Origin of the sequence: Colwellia sp. Arc7-D (assembly GCF_003061515.1) — a bacterium.
In the GTDB taxonomy this organism is placed as follows: Bacteria; Pseudomonadota; Gammaproteobacteria; order Enterobacterales; family Alteromonadaceae; genus Cognaticolwellia.
In genome coordinates, this window is sequence record NZ_CP028924.1 from 1,013,039 (window position 1) to 1,034,355 (window position 21,317).

Annotated in this window: 16 protein-coding genes; 13 read left to right on the forward strand and 3 right to left on the reverse strand. The window is 38.5% G+C overall.

Annotation, left to right across the window (positions count from 1 at the left end):
* Window positions 1-231: 231 nt before the first annotated feature.
* The gene (locus DBO93_RS04400) at window positions 232-2,730 is read right to left on the reverse strand and encodes a S8 family serine peptidase (protein ID WP_108455244.1); all 2,499 of its coding nucleotides are present in this window, start codon (window positions 2,728-2,730) and stop codon (window positions 232-234) included.
* An 801-nt stretch (window positions 2,731-3,531) separates the two neighbouring features.
* Here DBO93_RS04400 and DBO93_RS04405 point away from each other — a divergent pair.
* Genes DBO93_RS04405 through DBO93_RS04420 form a run of 4 tightly spaced genes read left to right on the forward strand, consistent with a single transcriptional unit; the run spans window position 3,532 to window position 6,660 of the window.
* On the forward strand, window positions 3,532-4,986 hold the full coding sequence (locus DBO93_RS04405) for a curlin (protein ID WP_108455245.1): 1,455 nt from the start codon (window positions 3,532-3,534) through the stop codon (window positions 4,984-4,986).
* A 57-nt stretch (window positions 4,987-5,043) separates the two neighbouring features.
* Window positions 5,044-5,436 (forward strand): CsgE family curli-type amyloid fiber assembly protein, encoded by a 393-nt coding sequence (locus DBO93_RS04410; RefSeq protein WP_108455246.1) that lies wholly within the window; start codon window positions 5,044-5,046, stop codon window positions 5,434-5,436.
* Between the two features lie 17 nt (window positions 5,437-5,453).
* On the forward strand, window positions 5,454-5,870 hold the full coding sequence (locus tag DBO93_RS04415; protein ID WP_108455247.1) for a curli assembly protein CsgF: 417 nt from the start codon (window positions 5,454-5,456) through the stop codon (window positions 5,868-5,870).
* A 4-nt stretch (window positions 5,871-5,874) separates the two neighbouring features.
* On the forward strand, window positions 5,875-6,660 hold the full coding sequence (locus DBO93_RS04420; RefSeq protein WP_108455248.1) for a CsgG/HfaB family protein: 786 nt from the start codon (window positions 5,875-5,877) through the stop codon (window positions 6,658-6,660).
* A gap of 85 nt (window positions 6,661-6,745) precedes the next feature.
* On the opposite strand, the gene DBO93_RS18890 is transcribed toward DBO93_RS04420, so the two are convergent.
* The gene (locus tag DBO93_RS18890) at window positions 6,746-7,438 is read right to left on the reverse strand and encodes a response regulator transcription factor (protein WP_239059109.1); all 693 of its coding nucleotides are present in this window, start codon (window positions 7,436-7,438) and stop codon (window positions 6,746-6,748) included.
* A gap of 356 nt (window positions 7,439-7,794) precedes the next feature.
* Between DBO93_RS18890 and DBO93_RS04430 the strand changes: the two genes are divergently transcribed.
* From DBO93_RS04430 to DBO93_RS04440, 3 genes are all read left to right on the forward strand, one after another.
* The gene (locus DBO93_RS04430; RefSeq protein ID WP_108455249.1) at window positions 7,795-8,325 is read left to right on the forward strand and encodes an elongation factor P hydroxylase; all 531 of its coding nucleotides are present in this window, start codon (window positions 7,795-7,797) and stop codon (window positions 8,323-8,325) included.
* Between the two features lie 61 nt (window positions 8,326-8,386).
* A complete protein-coding gene (locus DBO93_RS04435) occupies window positions 8,387-9,520 on the forward strand; it encodes an ATP-NAD kinase family protein (RefSeq protein WP_108455250.1) in 1,134 nt (377 codons plus the stop codon).
* Window positions 9,521-9,599: 79 nt separating this feature from the next.
* Entirely contained in the window at window positions 9,600-9,872 is a 273-nt protein-coding gene (locus tag DBO93_RS04440) for a YfcL family protein (RefSeq protein WP_239059110.1), read from the forward strand.
* Between the two features lie 118 nt (window positions 9,873-9,990).
* On the opposite strand, the gene mnmC is transcribed toward DBO93_RS04440, so the two are convergent.
* Window positions 9,991-12,006, reverse strand: coding sequence for a bifunctional tRNA (5-methylaminomethyl-2-thiouridine)(34)-methyltransferase MnmD/FAD-dependent 5-carboxymethylaminomethyl-2-thiouridine(34) oxidoreductase MnmC (mnmC, locus tag DBO93_RS04445; protein WP_239059111.1), 2,016 nt, complete (start codon window positions 12,004-12,006; stop codon window positions 9,991-9,993).
* Between the two features lie 171 nt (window positions 12,007-12,177).
* Between mnmC and fabB the strand changes: the two genes are divergently transcribed.
* The 6 genes from fabB (at window position 12,178) to truA (ending at window position 21,149) form a co-directional block, all read left to right on the forward strand.
* On the forward strand, window positions 12,178-13,389 hold the full coding sequence (fabB, locus tag DBO93_RS04450; protein WP_108455253.1) for a beta-ketoacyl-ACP synthase I: 1,212 nt from the start codon (window positions 12,178-12,180) through the stop codon (window positions 13,387-13,389).
* Window positions 13,390-13,585: 196 nt separating this feature from the next.
* The gene (locus DBO93_RS04455) at window positions 13,586-13,936 is read left to right on the forward strand and encodes a 5-carboxymethyl-2-hydroxymuconate isomerase (RefSeq protein ID WP_108457747.1); all 351 of its coding nucleotides are present in this window, start codon (window positions 13,586-13,588) and stop codon (window positions 13,934-13,936) included.
* A 39-nt stretch (window positions 13,937-13,975) separates the two neighbouring features.
* The gene (locus tag DBO93_RS04460) at window positions 13,976-15,094 is read left to right on the forward strand and encodes a 4-phosphoerythronate dehydrogenase (RefSeq protein WP_108455254.1); all 1,119 of its coding nucleotides are present in this window, start codon (window positions 13,976-13,978) and stop codon (window positions 15,092-15,094) included.
* 22 nt (window positions 15,095-15,116) lie between these two features.
* Window positions 15,117-16,142: an aspartate-semialdehyde dehydrogenase gene (locus DBO93_RS04465; protein WP_108455255.1), complete on the forward strand. Its 1,026-nt coding sequence runs from the start codon at window positions 15,117-15,119 to the stop codon at window positions 16,140-16,142.
* Between the two features lie 270 nt (window positions 16,143-16,412).
* A complete protein-coding gene (locus DBO93_RS04470; RefSeq protein WP_108455256.1) occupies window positions 16,413-20,222 on the forward strand; it encodes a FimV/HubP family polar landmark protein in 3,810 nt (1,269 codons plus the stop codon).
* 144 nt (window positions 20,223-20,366) lie between these two features.
* Complete coding sequence (gene truA / locus DBO93_RS04475) at window positions 20,367-21,149, forward strand: tRNA pseudouridine(38-40) synthase TruA (protein ID WP_108455257.1); 783 nt, start codon at window positions 20,367-20,369, stop codon at window positions 21,147-21,149.
* Window positions 21,150-21,317 lie beyond the last annotated feature (168 nt).

A 21,317-nucleotide genomic window follows, 5' to 3' on the forward strand; every position in this document is an offset into this window, starting at 1 on the left:
TCTATCATTATTGTGCGGCGATAGTGAACGCTGGCATTGGCTCTTTTTTATATAGTCAATGAGTGCCATATGGCATTGTAAAACGCTTTAGTGAAGCATAAGTGCAGATAGTACTTGTTTGTATTTTACAGTGTCTTTTATTGATAGTGTTGAAAGAATAGAAGTTTTACCCGGAAAAAAAAGGACTGCTAATTTACTTAGCAGTCCTTATTACATATTAAAATATAATGGCTAAAAGTTTACGGTTACTTCATTTGAACAAGCTGTTGATGCATCACATATTTGGTAGATGAACTGACTATCCGTTGTGCGGCGTTCGCGGTCACGGTAAATTCCGTCATTTTCAACAGTGTCAATTTTAATACTATTACGGAAAATATCTACCATTTCAGCGGAAGTACCTTCCCATGTAATATCTACACGCAAACGACCTAAACGAGATTTATATGCTCGTTTGACCGTAGCTTCAATACTCGTAGATGAAACAGTAACCATAACAGATTCACTGCTGCTTAAGCCTTCAGCATCAGTTACGGTAAGCATAACGTCATAGTTACCTGTTTCCGCAAAAGTATGAATAGGATTTTGCTCGCTTGATACTGCGCCGTCACCAAAACTCCAGCTCCAACTAACCATATCGTCATTTCTATCTGTACTGCTATCAGTAAAGGTAGCTGTTAGACCTTCAGCTTCATAAGCAAAACTAACTTCTGGAGCACTAGGAAGTACTTCACCAATACCTGTAATAGTAATTGCCCAGTTGTTTAATGAACCTGTATCACTTCCAGCATTATCTGCAACACTTAAAGTCCAGTCGCCGGTAGCTACTTCGCCGTTAAATGCTGATGAACTAAAGGTTTGATCGATATCTACAGCATTGCCACCAGTCGCATTGTGTAATGTAGCAGAAGTACCTGCAGGTGAAGTTAACATAACGGTTAAGTCACCAATCCAAGTGTGCGAAATGTTCACATAAATGTCAGATGCAAAAACGGTAAGGTCATCAGCAACGTTAATTACTGAAGTGATGCCAGTAGCATCGTTATCTGGAATGTTAATAACTTCTTCATTTGTGTAAGTGAATTCATTCAAACCTTCAGGATTAACCATTAAGCTAACGCTAGCGGTTTTGACTAATTCATCGCTTGTCGCTGTTACCGTAAAGTCGTACTCACCCCATTGGGTTTCGCTCGTCGTTGGTACCATCAGCTCAAATGTTGCGCCTGGTGCCGCGGTATCAGTTGATAATGTTGCACCCGCAAGTGAACCGACTAATGTTAAGTTTACTTCGCCGTCCCACTCAGCAACTGAACCAATGTCAAAACTATAGATTGCCGTTTCGCCAGCTTCAATTGTACTAGAATTTGGTGTCGCTTTTAGCGTAAATCCTGGTGTTGGATCTGCGTCAAGTAAAGCGTTATAAATATTCAAACGCTTGCCCGAAACAGTTTTACCTTCTGTAGCCGGGTTAGCGTCACCAGAATTCATTAATAACTCTTTCAATTCTACCGTAGATAACTCTGGGTTAACTGATAATACTAATGCCGCAGCACCTGCTACATGTGGTGTAGCCATTGATGTACCAGTAAAAGAAGAATAGCCGCCACCAGGCACAGTTGATAGTACATTACGCGCAGGAGCGGCAATATCTACTGAGGTTAAACCGTATTGTGATGATGTGTACATAGCATCAGTATGATTCGTTCCTGCTACTGCAAGAATGCTGTCGTGATCATAACTTGCCGGATAGCTAGGGCTTGCATCATTATCAGAGCCACTATTACCTGCCGCTGCGACAAATAATATATTAGCATCAGAGGTTGCCGTAATTGCGTCGTATAATGCTTGGCTAAAACCACCACCACCCCAACTGTTGTTTAAGGTACGGATGTCAACGTTATGGTTATTTTTTAAATCAACAAAATAATCGATACATGTTAAAGCGTCAGAGCTTGCACCACTACCAGCAGAATCTAGGAACTTACAACCAATAATAGATACATTGTGGTTAACACCTACAACGCCTATACCGTCATTACCTGTTGCGCCAATTGTGCCCGACACATGAGTACCATGGCCATTGTCATCCATAGGGTCACCACTATTAGTAATAGCGTTAATTCCATGAATATCATCAATAAAGCCATTGCCATCATTATCGATGCCATCTCCTGCAATTTCGCCAGGGTTTGCCCACATGTTCGCTGCTAAGTCTGGATGGCTATAATCTACGCCAGTATCAATAACACCAACAACTACATCGCGGCTACCGGTAGAAATATCCCAAGCTTCAGGCGCATCAATATCAGCGTCATCTACACCGCCTGTTTGTCCCGTATTATGCATGCCCCAAAGCTCATCAAAACGAGCGTCATCAGGAATCCCAGCGGCACTAACAATGTAATCTGGTTCAGCATATAAAACCGCAGGGTTTTTACGTATTTTTTCAAGGGCATTTTTTACTGAAATACCATCAAGTTTGAACTTAGCTAAACGACCTTTCGCTAAATTGTTATATCTGTCATCAACTTCGTCACTGTTTAGATCTGAAATTTTAGCGCTGACTGTATTACGTGCTGTACGACGATCAAACTTAGAGGCATCATCTTTGTAAACAACAATAATAGAGTCCGATTTATAAGTAATGCTCTGTTTAGGATTTAGCTCTACAGATGCATTCGCTAACACTGGCAATAACGCTAATGTTAAGACTGATAATTTTGCTTTCATGTTTTGCTCCATTTTTATTTGGTATGTTGAGTTCTTTAATATTTTTAGGTCAACGGTCATTATTGGTCTATATACCGTTCTTTATTATTTTAATTTTCTACGTCTATGGGATTACGCAACCTTATTACTTTAATCATAAAAATAGACTTATGCCTATAAAAACGAGACAAACACGACTTTTTCATTACTAACTAGAGGTTTTTATGGTTTTATTACTACTTTTTTATTAGAAAATACCAGCTAGTACTTTTTTACTAGTATTGGTTTGATTTTCTAATGTTTTTTTTGTTTTTATGTTTTACTGTTTTTAAGTCATTGTTTTTAAGTGTTTATTTTGAATGGTAAAATAGGGTTATTTTTATTTTTGATAAAGTAATGTAAAGTTTTCAATGCAACGTATTAAAGCTTAATGAGTTTATATTTGAGTTGTTGTGGTTATAAAGTAAAGCCACAGTAAAACACTTGTTTTTGACTGTTAAGTCATCGAAATAAGCGGGTAGGGTGCTATTTAATTATTTATTGTTATATGTGTTAACTATCTATATTAAGCCGGCATACCCCTGATATAAAACAGTTAAGACGAGCGATATAAGATAACAGCCGTTAAGGTCAATCTTTTAAAGCTCACTACAACATTATTTTAAGGTTACGACTTGTTTTTCTAATAATACGGTTCGTTATTATTATTAAGCACTATGGGAATACGAAAACTCCACGGAAGGTAAGACATCGTCTACTTATCCATTAATAAACTTTGTAAGTTATTTTTTTTCTTACATAAAATAAACATTGGGATATATCGTGAAACTTAATAAATCAATGATCACTTGCGCTGTACTTATGGCTTTAGGCTTAAATCAAACAGCTGTTGCGGGTGAAGAAACCAAGCAAGAAACCGAAGCCGTTACAATCCAATCAGACATAATAGTTAATGCGCAAGGTAATGTGATTGTTTTATCACAAGACTCTAGATCGGGTACCGGTGAAGGAAATGAAACCTATATTCTTCAAGATGGAGATGTAAACGGTACCGATTTTACTGTTGTTGGCGAAGGCAATATTGTTGAAATCGAGCAAGTAGGTTCTGAAAATATAGCCATTGGTACTTATACCGGTAACAGCAATTTATTGTCTGTTTTACAAGACGGCGAAATTAATGAGACATCAAACAATGTTACTGGCAACGAAAATATTGTTGATGTATCTCAGGTAGGTGCTGGTTACTTAGGTATCGGTAGTCGAGCGATTAATGAAGTTGTCGGTGATGGTAATGAGATCATCGTTGATCAAGGTGATGGCGGTCATTGGGCTATTAACGGTGAATTAACCGGTTCAAATAATAATGTTGAGTTTGTACAAGACGGTACTTGGAACGAAACTTATTTCAATAGCATTACTGGTGACAGTAACGATGTAGAGTCAGTACAAGATGGTTACTGGAACGTTGCAACAATTGATGCTATTACCGGTAGCGACAATGAGCTTGATATTGAACAAGAAGGTGACCGAAATATCGTTACTATTGCTGCAATTGAAGGTGACGATAATGACATTTCTATTGATCAAGAAGGTGATAGAAATAACGCAGTATCTAACTTATTTACCGGCAATGATAACTCAGTTGACGTTGCACAAAACGGTGCAGATAACCTAGCAACATTTGAGGTTATTGGTGACGACAATGAATTTAACTTCACTCAATCAGGTGATGGCAATATCAGCTACATGGGAACTTTAGGTCTTAATAACGAATATAGTTCTTTGCAAGTAGGTGACTTAAACGAAAGCCATATAGTGAACTTTAACGGTAACGATAATGATATTAACGTTACTCAGTCAGGTTCTGAAAACGTGCTAGTTTTAGAAGCTTCAGCTGATGACAATTCGTTGACCACTAGTGATAACGATATTGATGTTGTGCAAAATGGCTTCGCTAATGACGCGGTCGTAACATTAAGTACTATCCTTGATAGTAATGCTAATATCATTGATATCGCACAAACAGGTGATGTGAACTCGTTAGATATTCTTGTTGAAGGTAGTAACCATCAAATAGATATCATGCAAGACGGTGAAGATAACCTTATCACGGGTGCTGACGGTAGTTCGATGCTAATTGGTGGTGTTAATATTGCCTTTAACATCAGCCAAGTTGGTAATGGTAATATTGTTGAAGGGTCATTTATTAGCGACTCAGGTTCGGTTTCTGTCACGCAAATGGGTGATTGGAATAGCGCAGTAATTGTGCAGCAATAATTGTTCATTGAATATAAGTTAACAAGGGGCTTAAGGCCCCTTTTTATCTATAATAATATGTCTAAAAATATATCAGCATGGTTAGTAACACTGTGCTTGTTATTCACTCCTATATGTCATGCTGCTAGCGAAGTTGAAATTGGTGGTTTATTACTTGATAGCACTAAAAGTCGCTTGGGCCATGATTTTTATTTTCAATTTAGTCAGTTATGGCGTGACATACCAAATACGCAAGGTATAAACGTTCAGCTTATTGAGCAGATTGTACCGAGAGCAGGCACTAAGCTTAGTATTTTACTTAATGGCCGACTTATTTATGTTACTCATTTTGGGCGTAGACAATCTCCCGTAAAAGAAAAAGTAGAACAAGCCGTATTTATTTTGATTGATGCCATGGCGAAGACACAATATAGCCAAGATAGTGTTGATATGGCTGAAAGTGGCTGGTAATCATAAGGATATTAGTAATGAAGAAATTAATTTTAGCGTGTGCAGTTTGCATGAGCATAACCAATTCTGCACAGAGTACCGAGTTAGTTTATGCACCAATTAATCCTAGCTTTGGTGGTAGTGCGATGAACGGCAGCTTCTTATTAAGCAAAGCGCAAGGGCAAAATAAACATAAAGCAGAGTTGAGTGAAAAAAGCTTTGAAGAAAAAGTATCAGACGCGCTAGAGCGAGCGACACTCAGTGATATTGTTAGTAAATATAAAGATACAGTCTTAGGTGAAGAGCAAAATATAAATATCGGAGAAGATGCGACTTTTATCAGTGGAGATTATCAAATAGATATTGTGTCTGCTAACAGCGATACCATCACGATACAAATTACTGACTTATTGAGTAACAAAATCACTATCATTGAAATACCGAAGTTTGGATAAATTCATGAGAAAAATTATAATTTTAAGCCTCGTGAGTCTTTTGTCGGCTTGCAGCGCATTAGATCACGCAAGTAAACTATTTCCACCAGAGCAGTCTTTAGCAACAAAAGTTATGCCTTTGGAAAGTTTTAAAGAGCTCAAAGCACTGCCTAAGCCCAAAGGCGCCATACCGGTTTCGGTATATGCTTATCGGGACCAAACAGGGCAATATAAACCGCAAGCGAATGTAAGCTCATTTTCTACTGCTGTTACACAAGGAGCGACATCCATTTTGATGCAAGCTTTAAGTGATTCGGATTGGTTTTTACCTGTCGAGCGAGAAGGTTTGCAAAATGTATTAACAGAGCGAAAAATTACTCGGGCAGCTAATCAAGCAAATAAAGCCACTGAAAATATTGAATTACCGCCTTTAACTACTGCAAAAATATTACTTGAAGGTGGCATTATCAGTTACGACTCTAATACCCGAACAGGCGGCTTTGGCGCAGAGTATTTTGGTATTGGTGCTTCAGAGCTTTATCGTGAAGATCAAATTACAGTTTATATGCGAGCGGTTGATGTGCGAACTGGACAAGTGCTGGTATCAGTATCAACTAATAAAAAGGTGTTGAGCCAGGAGGTACGAGCTGGTTTTTTCCGTTACGTTAGCTTTAAACGCTTAGCAGAAGCCGAAGGCGGTTTTAGTGATAATGAGCCGATGCATGTTTGTGTGCAACAAGCCATTGAGAAAGCAATTACCGAGTTAGTGATTAAAGGTATAGAGCGTAAGGTCTGGCGCGCCGATGCATAATTGAGGTAAGTGTTTAAAAAACTAAAAAAATCAGTGTTTATCACTGATTTTTTTTATTCATTATATTTTTTAAAATATTACTTTATCAATTCGTAGTGCCATAATTTTGTGTCCGGCTAATAAGCTCAATACGATTTCGAGAGCTAGTTTTTCGAAAAATACTGTAGAGGTGAGTTTTTACCGTATTAGGGCTGATGTGGAGTTGGTCGGCTATTTCTCTATTTTGAGCGCCTCTAGATACGAGATTTATGATGGTTCTTTCGCGCTTGGTTAAGCTCGGGAAAAGGCTTTCAGGTTTTGCATCAACAGGTTTAGTTTGCCGAGTTTTGCTGCATATAAGTAGATCGTGAATGGCTTTGTTCATCGTCGAACGTTTAAACCAAGATTCTTCTTTGATAATAGAATCCAGACCTTTTAACATGATGTCTGGTCGGTCATTTTGATAAAATATGCCTTTGACATGTGACAATAGGGCAGTTACCTCACAGGTAATGCCATTAGTGGCGTTGAAGAGAATTGTGGTGTTATTGGCTGCTAGCGCTGAAATATTACTGGGCAGACCATTTCCTGTTTGATAATCAAATAAATCGATCAACAGAAATTGATATGATAACAACAGAGATTTTTCAGGGGGAGTGTTTCCTATCTCAATATCGATACCGCATGCTTCGATCAAACCGGTAAAGCGTTTAAATAGCGTTAAATGTGACCGCTCTGTATTTTTAACTTTTGGCGTTAAAACAAACGCACGTAGTTTTGTCATTTCCGTTGACATCATTAATTCTCCATATTACTAATCGATATTGCAAAATTCATTAACTAACATCTGTGCCAATATCATTGTGACCATATGATATTTACTGTCAGGTTGAAGTTTAGCGGCAAATCAAATTATAATTCAGCATTTAATATTATGTATGTGAATATAATGCCTGTTTTAACGTTAGATTAACACTGGTATTACATTTTACTTACAATTAGTAAAGTACGCGGTTAGCTCATCTATGTCTAGCATATAACTCTTTTATTTTTAAAGATTTTTTGAAGATATGTTAGTTATACTGGTATGACTTGTAAGTCAGTCTATATTTGGCTCGGCGGTATTAAATAACTAACTTAATTTATTTGGATTTAATGAAACATTGTTTTAAAGAGTTAATTTGTCTTTTTGAAAGTACTTTTAAAAAAAAATATAATACTAGGTTAATAAAAGGTAACGATGAACCTATTTATTTGCCAGCCAATGACGTATGTCAATTTAATCAAATTATATTCGCACATGGTTATTTTTCTAGTGCGTTACATGAAGTTGCTCATTGGTGCCTAGCTGGTCAATCTAGGCGATTATTAGAAGACTACGGTTATTGGTATATTCCCGATGGGCGAGATCATCAACAACAAGCAAAGTTTGAAAGCGTAGAAATAAAGCCACAAGCAATAGAATGGGCGCTTTGTGTTGCCAGTGGCAAAGACTTTGATGTTTCTACCGATAATTTGCTGGGTGAGGGTGAAACTGACAGAGTGGCGTTTAAAGCTAAAGTATTTAAGCAAGTGCAATTTTATCTAGAGTTTGGTTTCCCAACAGATGCTGCAAAATTTATTACGGTATTAGCCCAACATTATCAAACCACTTGGCCTTTAACTCCTGAGCACTTTTCATGTTAAACATTAAATATACTGCTGATCAGTACTTACTTTTAGTGGCTGAAATAATTGAGATGGATGAATGAAACAATTTAAATTAGGCTTAGTTATTAATCCTATAGCAGGAATTGGCGGTAGCGTAGCGTTAAAGGGAAGTGACGGTGTTGGTATTGCTGAACAAGCTATCGCGCTCGGGGCTGCCCCAAAGTCTAATGCACGAGCATCACTTGCGTTGGAAATATTATTACCTTATCGAGACAGTATTGTTATTTATACGGCTACTGGCGATATGGGTGAGAGCTTAGCGCAAGCGTTAGGATTTAAAACAGAAGTTGTATATGAACTTACAAATGCAATAACAACAGCGTTTGATACAGAGCAGGCTGTAACAACATTAATTAAGCATGACATTGACTTACTGTTGTTTGCTGGCGGTGATGGCACAGCTCGTAATGTTTGCCATATCGTTGAAGACAAGTTTCCTGTATTAGGCATTCCTGCCGGTTGTAAAATTCATTCAGGTGTTTATGCTATTACGCCTAAAGCGGCAGGGCGCGTGGTTGAGCTAATGATCACCAATCAGTTAGTTAGCTTAACTGATGCTGATGTTATGGATATAGATGAAAGTTTATTTCGCCAAGGCATAGTTAAAGCAAAACGTTTTGGAGAAATGCAGGTGCCATCCGAGTTGCGTTATATTCAAGCGGTTAAATCAGGTGGTAAAGAGTCTGATGAATTAGTTTTGCAAGATATCGCCGCTGATGTTATTTCAAAAATGGATGACGAACTGTTTATTATCGGCTCAGGCTCTACTACAGCATTTGTAATGGAAGAACTGGGATTAGAAAATACTTTGCTTGGCGTTGATGCTATATGTGAGCAAGCGTTAATGGCGAAAGATTTAACTGAGCCACAACTATGGCAGTTAATTCAACCATACGCACCAGGTAAAGTTAAACTTGTGATCACGTTAATCGGTGGCCAAGGACATATATTTGGTCGCGGCAATCAACAATTGAGCCCGCGCGTTATTCGCGCTATAGGTAAAGAAAATATTTTTATTATAGCGACGAAAACTAAATTGAATGCGCTGCAAGCTCGACCATTAATTGCCGATACTGGCGATAACGAACTCGACATAGAGTTGTCAGGCTATTTAGCCGTGACTACTGGCTATAATGATCAAGTATTATACCCAGTTGCCAGCCCGCAATAGTTAACGATAAAAATTTAAACATTAAATATTTTAAAACTGGCAATGTTGAACACTTGCCTAAATGAACTTGGAATTAAGTATGCAATTTGAAAACCTTACCGCGTTATATCATTTTTTAGATGAACAAGTAGAGCAAGATGTTAGTGCCGACGAGCTATTCGCCGGCAGTTATCTAAGAGGCTTTATTAGTTTGGCGGGCAGTGAATATGGCGATGAGTCACAAGTATTAACACAAGCGCTAGCAACAAATATTAGTGAGAAACTACAAGCTGCTCGCACAGAGCTTACACCGCAAGATCGTCAAATAGTGCAAGATTATTGGCTTCAACTTCAAACGGCATTTACTGAATAATACAGCTTTACACATTTTAAAAGCAGCTGTTCATTTTGAATTAGCTGCTTTTTTCATTTTAGAGTGTGGCCAATAGACGATTATTTATTTCAATTAACATCAGCTTTAAACACAAAGTTTAATCGAATTTACGACGAATAATATCTCGAATAACAAAACGGTTTGGCGCTAAGTTAAATAACTGTTCATTGTTTAATGGGTATGGCGTACCGCAAATATCTGCAGTTAGTATATCGGCCAATAATGGTGCTGTGCAAAGCCCACGCGCGCCCAACCCCGTTAGCATATATAGATTGTCAATAATTGGGGCAGGTTGGTTATAGCGCCAACGTTTATCTTTACTTAGATGCGGATATTGCTGTTTATGGGCGTCTATATCTGGCATTGCACCTACCATAGGTAAGTGATCAGGTGTCATACATCTTAAGCGGGCTTTGCTTTGTATAATATCTTTGGTATTCCAGTCAGTTAACCCCGGTAAACACTTATCTAGCATGTTGAGGTTAAATTGGTCGTCTTCGGTTTTGTTTTCTGTGTCAAAACTGTTCTTTTGGAAGGTGGCTCCGATACAGTGTAAATTTTTGTTTTCTGGCGTTAAGTAACCTTTATGACAAATAACCGTTGATAACGATTTAATTTTGTCATTACTCGCCATGCTACTCACTTGGCCACGAACAGATGTTAAAGGTAATTGCTTTATTAAATTTAGCGGGATGCCTTGAGCGCCACCGCAATAAATTAGCATACCGACTAAATGGTTTTCTTTATCACTTTGCAATAACCATTTTCCATCAGCTTGCTGGTTAATATTGTTTATTTTACAACCCGTTTCTATTCGCAAGCGATTAGTTGATTCTGCGGCACTGAAAATTTGTTTAACCAATTGAGCAGGGGCTATCCAACCAGCTTTTGGGAAAAATAACCCTCCATGATCAAGCGCTATGCTTGCTAACTCACTCGCTGTTTGTTTATCAACACTGTGGATAAGGCTTTTTGGCCACACAGTTGAGTTTTCAATATGCTGTTGACGAAGTGCTAAAGCGGGCTTGTAAGATATTTCTAATAGGCCGCACCAGTCGTGATCAAAATTAAAGCCTTGCGCCAATATGCTTTTATAATAACTTACGGCTTGCTCGAAAGCTTGTTGGTAAAACAGACTAATATCGTCAGCCTGTTGATGTATCAAAGGGTATAGCGCAGCAATATGATTACTAGAGGCACCTTGAGCCACACTAAAGTCTTGGCAGTATACGGTAACTTTAACGCCCGCTTTTGTTAACGCATAAGCCGCACACGCTGATGCAATACCGCCACCAATAATACTTACTTGCTGTGGTTTAGCGATAATTGGTCGTTGTTGATAGCCTTTGCCTGAATCAGGATTTTGTTGAAAAACGCCGCTGAGCATTTCATCCTTTTTACCATTAGTAGGGCGCTTTTCTACCCGAAAGCCGGCCGATATTAACTGGCGTTTAACTTTACCCGAAACCGTAAAGGTCGATAAGGTCGCTTGCTCTTTAGATAAACGCGTTATTTGTTGGAAAAGCCCCGTATGCCACATTTCAGGGTTTTTAGCCGGTGAAAAGCCATCGAGATACCAAGCGTCAACTATCGCTGAAACGCGGGTGTTTTTATCGCTCGCTAATTGCGCTAAGCCTAGTGTTGCATCGTTAAATATTAATTGTAGGGTAACAGCGCCATTTAAAAAACTCAGAGTAATGTCTTGCTCTGGGTGTTCAGGGTATTGGGCGATTAACTGTTGACTGTATTGTTCAAGCTCAGGCAATATTTTCAACGATTGGGACAATTGCGCTTTGGATAATGGATATTTCTCGACACTGATAAAATGCAAAGTGCTGTCTGCTGCTGTTCTTGTGTTCTGTCGGTTTTGGCTTTGCTTTAGTTGGTCAAATGTCGCAAGCGTGAGTAAAAAGTTTAAGCCGGTGCCGAAACCGGTTTCTGCAATAACAAATTTTTCGGGGTATTTGGCTAACCTTGTTTTAATTTTATTACCGTTAATAAATACGCACTCACTTTGGCTTGTGCCGTGGTTTGTATCAAAATAGATATCTTCAAATTGGCTTGAATAAGGTGAACCGTCACTTTGAAAGGTAATCTTTGTTTGATCAATCACAATATTAACGTCTTCCGTTGTAGGTAAAAAAAGGTTATTTTACATATTATTACAAAGGACTGTCATAAAAATGAAAACATTCAGTGTACAAGTGTACGCTGGACAGACCAGTATAGGGGGCAAAAGTATGTATGATACGCCCAGATTTTTTAATTGAATATGGTTATTTATATGAAACGTGTAGTTATCACCGGATTAGGTATTGTATCAAGTATTGGTAATGATGCAGAAGAAGTATTAGCGTCGTTAAAAGAAGGTCGTTCAGGTATTACCCGTGCTGAAAGTTTTGCTGAAATGGGTTTACGCAGTCAAGTTTGGGGCAAACCTGAAATTGAAGTAAAAGACCACATTGACCGTAAAGCATTACGTTTTATGGGTGAAGCGTCAGCTTTTGCCTATATAGCCATGGATCAAGCAATTAAAGATTCAAAATTAACCCCTGAGCAAGTATCGAATTTCCGTACCGGTATTGTTGCTGGCTCTGGTGGCGCATCTTCAGAAAACGTAGTAAATTCTGCTGATATTTTGCGTGAAAAAGGCGTTAAACGCGTTGGTCCATACGCCGTGCCTAAAACAATGTCGAGTACTATCTCAGCATGTTTAGCGACACCGTTTAAAATTTTAGGCGTTAACTATTCAATTAGTTCTGCCTGTGCTACTAGTGCTCATTGTATTGGTCATGCGGCTGAACTTATTCAATTAGGTAAGCAAGACGTTGTATTTGCTGGTGGCGGTGAAGAAGTTCATTGGTCACTTGCGATGATGTTTGACGGCATGGGCGCATTATCTTCTAAATACAACGATACACCAGAAATGGCTTCTCGTACTTATGATGCAGACCGCGACGGTTTCGTTATATCAGGCGGCGGCGGTATGGTTGTGGTTGAAGAGCTTGAACATGCTCTAGCACGTGGCGCGCATATTTATGCTGAGATTGTTGGTTACGGTGCAACATCAGACGGTTTCGATATGGTTGCTCCTAGTGGTGAAGGTGCTATACGTTGTATGCAACAAGCCATGCAAGGTGTTGACGCTAAAGTTGATTACTTAAATACTCACGGTACTTCTACACCTGTTGGCGATGTTAAAGAGCTTGGCGCAATACAAGCTGTATTTGGTAAAGACTCTCCAGCAATAAGTGCTACGAAAGCAATGACCGGTCATGCACTAGGTGCTGCAGGTGTTCATGAAGCTATTTTCTCATTATTGATGATGGAACATAGCTTTGTAGCTCCATCAATTAATATCAATACCTTGGATGAACAAGCAGAAGGTTTAGATATAGTGACTGAAAAGCGCGATATGGAACTTAACTTGGTTATGTCAAACAGCTTTGGTTTTGGCGGCACTAACGCAACACTTGTTATGCAAAAGTATAAATAATAAGTCGACGTTTGATCAGCAGTGGCCTAATTTTCCACTAAGCTAGGTTAAATCTAAAAACCGTTAATATGTTAACGGTTTTTTTATATGTAAAAATCATGAAAACGACAACAAATATGTTCTCGCTACGATGTTTTTTTTATTAAATTTAGCTACAATGAGCATCCTGTTTGTTATTGATTATGTTTGCCTTATTATGCCCCATTGTATAATTGAATATTCCGCAACGATTACTGAAAGTTTACCTGTAGAACAGCTAATGCATGCTGTTTATAAAGGTGCCAACCAAAGCGAACTTTTCGCCTCAAGTGATATAAAAGTGCGTGCATGCGCATTTGACAGTTTTTACTTGCCCGGCGCTGAACAGGTGTTTGTGCATGTAAATTTAAAAATATTATCAGGGCGCGATTTGTCACAACGTAAAAGTTTAAGTGAGAGTGTTAGTAATCAACTTGAGCGCTTGGGTATCGATAACGCGGTAATTACTGTCGAAGTAACAAAAATCGAAAAAGAAAGCTATGTTAAGAAGATAACATCAACGGTATAGCGTTTCACTTTTCTGCATGAGTGTTGGTTGGAACTTTACATGAATATTTTTTATGACGAAAACATGCCGTTTGCGGCAGAGTTTTTTTCAGATTTAGGTGATTTAACGGCGTTTTCTGGCCGCACTTTGACATCAGCAGATGTTCGTGATGCTGACGTGCTGTTAGTGCGCTCAATTACGAAAGTAAATGAGCACTTGTTACAGCAAAATAAAGCGTTAAGTTTTGTTGGCACTGCGACCATTGGCGTTGATCATATTGATCAACAATACCTGAACAATAGAAACGTAAAGTTTCATTCTGCTCCTGGTTGTAATGCTATCTCTGTCGCTGAATACGTGCTTAGCGCTTTAGTGGTATTAGCAGAGCGGTATTTATTCTCTTTATCAACATTAACCGTGGGTATTGTCGGAGCAGGTAATACGGGTTCAAGATTAAGCGAAAAATTAAGTGCGTTAAATATTAAGCATGTTTTATGTGACCCATTATTAGCTGAAAATTCAGCTGATATGCGAGACTTTGTTTCGCTTGAGGAGGCACTACACTGTGATGTGGTTTCGTTGCATGTTCCTCTCACGAGAAAGGGCGAAAACCCAACGTACCATTTATTAGATGCCGCAAGACTAGCGAAACTTAAAGACCACCAAATATTGATTAATGCTTGTCGTGGAGAAATTGTCGACAATAATGCTTTATTGAAAATGAAGCAGCAGGGCCACCCTTTAAAGTTAGTTTTAGATGTGTGGGAAAATGAGCCGACTATATTATTAGCGTTAATCTCGCATTGTGAAATTACTACGGCACACATTGCTGGTTATAGCTTAGAAGGAAAAGCTCGTGGCACAGAAATTCTGTATCGGGCATTATGCCAACAGTTAGATATTTTACCAAGTAAGCAACTCGCTGACTTTTTACCGGTACCGGCAATTAGTGCGATTGAAATTAAACAAGACTTTGATGAAATACTGCTAAACCAACTTGTCAAAATGGTTTACGATGTCAGACGTGACGATGCAATTTTTCGTCAACAAATTAATATTCAAGGATTTGACTATATTCGCAAAACATACCCGACTCGCCGGGAATTTTCGGCAATAAAGGTAACCTTGAATAACGCGTTGAGCTCAGATGCGCCACATCAGCTTGGCTTTAATAAATAAACTGGATAAAAGAGAGAGGATCATGGCACAGAAATTTGATGTTTGCGTACTAGGTGCAACGGGATTAGTTGGTAAAACAATTATTGAAATATTAGAACAACGTGATTTTCCTATTAACAAGTTATATCCACTGGCCAGTGCTCGTTCGGCAGGTGAATTTATCGAGTTTAACGGTGAAAGCATTGAAGTTTTAGATGCTGATAATTTTGATTGGAGCCTTGCACAAATAGGTTTCTTTTCAGCAGGTGGAGCTACTTCAGCTAAATACGCACCAATTGCTGGTGAAGCGGGTTGTATTGTTATTGATAATACTTCTGAGTTTCGTTACGACGCCGATATTCCATTAGTGGTACCTGAAGTAAATCCTCAAGCACTTGCTGAATACCGCAATCGCAATATTATTGCTAACCCTAATTGTTCAACCATTCAAATGATGGTGGCTTTAAAGCCTATTTATGACGCCGTGGGTATTTCTCGTGTTAATGTTTGTACTTATCAGTCAGTTTCTGGCGGCGGTAAAGCAGCAATGGACGAGTTAGCGAAACAAACTGCCGATCTATTATCTGGCAAGCCTGTTGAGTCGAAAAATTTCTCTCGTCAAATCGCCTTTAATGTTATTCCACAAATTGATGTATTTCTTGAGAATGGTTACACCAAAGAAGAAATGAAAATGGTTTGGGAAACGCAAAAAATACTTGGCGATGATACAGTAATGGTTAACCCTACCGCTGTTCGCGTTCCGGTATTTTTTGGTCATGGCGAATCATTGCATATTGAAACTAACTCTCCTATTTCAGCTGAAGAAGTAAAAGCGTTATTGAGTGAAGCACCAGGGATAGTGGTTTGTCATAATGATGAAGACTTCCCAACGCAAATTACTGATGCTAGCGGCAAAGATGAAACGTTTGTTGGCCGAATTCGAGAAGATATTAGCCACAACAACGGTATTAATATGTGGATTGTTGCTGATAACGTTCGAAAGGGCGCAGCCACAAACAGCGTACAAATTGCTGAGTTATTAGTCAAAGATCACCTTAGCGAGTATTAATAGTCGTTAAGTTGTAGATTTATTAAAGAAAAATGAAAACCCGTCGTTATAATAAGCGACGGGTTTTTTTGTTTTATTTCACTTAGCGCAAATTAAGGATAAGATAAGAACTGTTGTATTAAACTGATAACATAGTAAAAAAGCTATAAAAGCATTTATCCAAGTATCTGGCAGTAATTATTTAATAACTGGAATAATTTTTGCTTCTCAATCTCCTGACTTGGACCCGTCATTGTATTGACGAATAATCATTATAAATAGGAAATTTTAATGCAAACATTTTTACGCCTGTGCCTTTGGCAGGTACTTATTATTAGCATTAGCTGCTTTAGTCTTCCAGCAATTGCTGAAGATGACGGTATACGCATTCGTGGTCCAAAATCTACCGATGCTTTTCCTTACGACCGTTATGGCCCGATCACAGGCAAAGATACTTTATGGAATATTGCACTAAAAGTACGACCTGATCCGCGCTTGTCAGTTTACCAAGTCATGCAAGCCTTATATGAGCATAACCCTGGCTCTTTCAAAGAAAATAATCTAAATCACATGATTAGTGGCCAGTATTTAAAACTGCCACCTATAGACGTAATACGAGCAATTAATACTGATTCTGCGCAACAAAAGTCACGTAACGATGATAAGGCTTGGCAAAAGAAAGTTGCTAAGGTTGTTAAAGTTGCGCCTAAAAAAATACAATTACCAGAAGAAGCTTCGGTAAATAAAAAAGATTTAGATGCTGCAAAATCAGAGATAAATGTACAATTAAAAGCAATAGACAGCACACAACAACAGCGATTAGCCACGATTCAAAATGATGTTTTAGATTCTATTGATGGCCTTCAAAGTTTATTAAAAGAAAACGAAGCACTGCGTCAGCGACTCACAAGCTTTAATGACCAACTTGACGTTATGCAAAGCGAAGTTGCTAAAAGCAAAGAAATAAAAATTCAAATGGACGATATGATCTCACTTCAACAAGAGCTTTTAACAAAAGCTGAAGCCAGAGAACAAGCGTTATTAATTGAAAAACAAAAAGCTGAACTCGAAGAAGGCAATTTAATGTCGAGTTCATGGTTCGTTGCGTTAATGGCGACATTGCCGGCGATTTTAATTTTGTCATTATTAGCCTTTTTATTTCGACGAAAAGCCAATAAAGAAAGTGATGACAGCTTAGCGTCTGACAGTAAAGAAAATAACGTCGATGCTGAAGCTAAACCAACAACTCAACCCGTGTCAGAAAACGTCGATAACGAATTAACCCTAGAAGATGAATTAAGCCTTGATGATGAACTGTCACTCGACGATGAGCTATCAATAGACTTATCTGAAAATGATGAAGATCATGATGATTTATTTTCAGATGATTTAGATGCGCTTGATGAAGACGTAATTCAACTAGATGACGACTTAGATGACTTATCTGATTTAGGTGAACTTGAAGATATTGCTTTAGACAGTGAAGAGGACACTATTGCTTTAGATGATGACCTAATTGAAGGTGAAGCCTTAGAAGGCGGTCAACTGGATCAAAGTGACTTAGATTCTCTATTTGCAGGTTTAGAGGATGAAGTAGAAAACGAAGATGAAATTTCCCTTGATTCAGACGAAACTGATCAGGACGAATTAGAAAGTTTACTTGCTGAAACCTCTGCAAATGCACCCCAATCAAACGAAGATGAAGAGTTATTGACTCAGCCTGAGGATATTGATGCTTTACTTGATGCCGCAGGAGAGCCTGATGAGTTGACTGAAGACTCTGAGGTCGATATCAGCGAAGTGTCAGAACCTTATGATATTGATGCTCTGTTAGACGCGGTCAGTGAAGTACAGGAGAGCGCTAGTGAAGAAGCTTCATTAGATATTTCAGATCCTAATGACATTGATGATTTGCTTGATTCAATTAACGATCAAGGTGATGCATCTAATGAGGATGACACGTCAACTGAAGACAACCTTGAAGTAGCAGACCCTGATGATATTGATGCACTGCTAGATTCGATTAACGATCAAGGTGATACACCTACTGAGGATGACACGTCAACTGAAGACAACCCTGAAGTAGCAGACCCTGATGATATTGATGCACTGCTAGATTCGATTAACGATCAAGGTGATGCATCTAATGAGGATGACACGTCAACTGAAGACAACCTTGAAGTAGCAGACCCTGATGATATTGATGCACTGCTAGATTCGATAAATGATCAAGGTGATGCACCTACTGAGGATAACACGTCAAGTGAAGACAACCTTGAAGTAGCAGACCCTGATGATATTGATGCACTGCTAGACTCGATTAACGATCAAGGTGATGCACCTACTGAGGATGACACGTCAAGTGAAGACAACCTTGAAGTAGCAGACCCTGATGATATTGATGCACTGCTAGATTCGATTAACGACAAAGATGAAACTCCGACTGAGAATAAAGCTTCTACTGACGATATTGACGAGAATGACAATAGCCTTGATGAGTCAAACGAAGTAGCAGACCCTGATGATATTGATGCACTGCTAGATTCGATAAATGATCAAGGTGATGCACCTACTGAGGATAACACGTCAAGTGAAGACAACCTTGAAGTAGCAGACCCTGATGATATTGATGCACTGCTAGACTCGATTAACGATCAAGGTGATGCACCTACTGAGGATGACACGTCAAGTGAAGACAACCTTGAAGTAGCAGACCCTGATGATATTGATGCACTGCTAGATTCGATTAACGACAAAGATGAAACTCCGACTGAGAATAAAGCTTCTACTGACGATATTGACGAGAATGACAATAGCCTTGATGAGTCAAACGAAGTAGCAGACCCTGATGATATTGATGCACTATTAGATTCGATTAACGCTCAAGACGAAACTCCGACAGAAAATAAAGCTTCGACTGAGGAAATTGACGAGAGTGACGTTAGCCTTGATGATGCAAGTGAAATAACAGAGTCAGAGTATACTGAAAGTGAAAATACCGAGCTCATTAATAACTTTACGGATGAATACGTACAATCATTTATAGATACTGATCTGAGCGATGTATCCGATGAGAACGCCACCGAAAGTTTGGATACAGACAATGCTGATGATGTATCCAATAAGGCTGCTGAACAAGAGCAACGGGCTGAACAAGTAAGTAAAGAAAGCGAAACTCTTGAGAATAATGATAAAAGCGATAGTGCCGATAATAGCGAAGACATTTCAGATGATTTTGACATTGACGCTTTAATTGAAGAAGTCAATCATAGCTCAGAAGCCGAGAGTGAAGATGCATTAGAAATTGGTGATGATGTTCTTGATACCGAATTATCTGATAGTGATTTACAGTCTAAAGAATCTGAGAGCGAATTAGCAGATCAAGAAGCTGCGGCGATAGATGAAGAAACTTTAGCGGCATTATCCGGTGACTTTGACGAGTCAACATTAACTAACTTATTGAACGACGAAAAAGATAGTAATGATATGGTGGAGTTATCTCCGGACTTTACTGATAGTAATGTTTTAGCTGATTTACTTGCCGATGATGAGACCCCGGCACAAGCTAATGATAGAAAATCAGAAGCCAGTAATGTTGAGGAAGTTAAAGGCATTAAAGAATTAGATAACCTAGATTTTGATGACTTGTTAGCAAATATTGAAGAAGAAAGTGGCCAAAGCAGTAGCGATGAATTTGAATACAGCGAAGGTTTTGATATTGGCGATGACTTTGAATTAGATGTGTCAGAAGATGTTACCTTAGAAGATAACGATTCGAATAAGGAAAATAAAGAGGAAGATTTTATTTCTGTAGATTCTTTATTATCCGATAGTTTACTTGATGGCAAGCCTACAGAACCCTATGAAAAAATGAACATTGATGTAGGGTTAAGCGAATTTCCTGAGTTTTCTGGTAATATTACCGAAGAAGATGTTGATGACGATGATAATGGTATTGCCGCTAAATTAGACTTAGCGAAAGTTTACCTAGAAATTGGCGATCAAGATAATGCCGAAGTGATCTTACTTGATGTGATCAAGCAAGGTGATGCACAGCAGCAGTTTGATGCTCAACAATTATTAGATAATCTTAAAGATTAATATATTTTAATGCTGTAGGTAATATAAGGCTGCTCTTTGCAGCCTTTATACTTTTTAATTATTGCAAAGTGTTGAATACATTAATTCAATTGGTATAACGCGTAAAATAATGGATAATGTCTCACCTTAGCAATGGAGGATAAAATGCGTTACGCTTTAGGCATAGAATACGATGGTAGTAACTACTACGGTTGGCAAAGACAAAAGAATGTAATTAGCGTTCAAGAGTCGGTAGAAAAAGCTTTATCAAAAATTGCCAATGAACCCATTGAGGTGGTCTGCGCAGGCAGAACCGATACTGGGGTTAATGCGACCAATCAGGTCATTCATTTTGAAACAGAAAAGGTGCGTAAAGATGTTGCGTGGACATTAGGGGTTAACACTAACTTACCTAAAGACATTGCCGTATCTTGGGTGAAAGAAGTTAATACTGACTTTCATGCTCGCTTTAGCGCAACAGCTCGGCGCTACCGTTATATCATTAATAATAATCGTCTACGGTCGGCTATTTTAAGTTCTGGTATTAGTTTTTGCCATTACCCACTAAATGAAAATTTAATGCATCAAGCGGCACAATACTTAGTTGGACGTCATGACTTTACATCATTTAGAACCGTGCACTGTCAGTCAAATTCGCCCACTAGAACTTTGCACTATTGTAATGTTTCTCGCCAAGGTGAGTTCGTTATTATTGATATTAAAGGCAATGCATTTTTACACCATATGGTGAGAAATATTGCAGGTAGTTTAATGAAAGTCGGTCAGGAACTAAAACCTGTTAGTTGGCTCAAAGAAGTACTTGAGGCTAAAAACCGTTGTGTTGCGGGTATTACGGCTCCTTCTGCGGGACTCTATTTTGTTGATGTGGATTACCCAGAAACGTTCGGTATTCCAAAGCGTAGCCCAGGACCATTATTTCTACTATAATCAATATTAAAGCCATGTTGATTGATAACTTATTTAATGACTATCTTAGGCAATAATCGTGTTATAAAGATAGATACGCAATTAAACTGTTTGATTTTCGTTAGTCATTAGACATTTTTTTAAATGAAACAGTAGCGTAGTTAATTACTCAAATAAGTGAATAAGAAG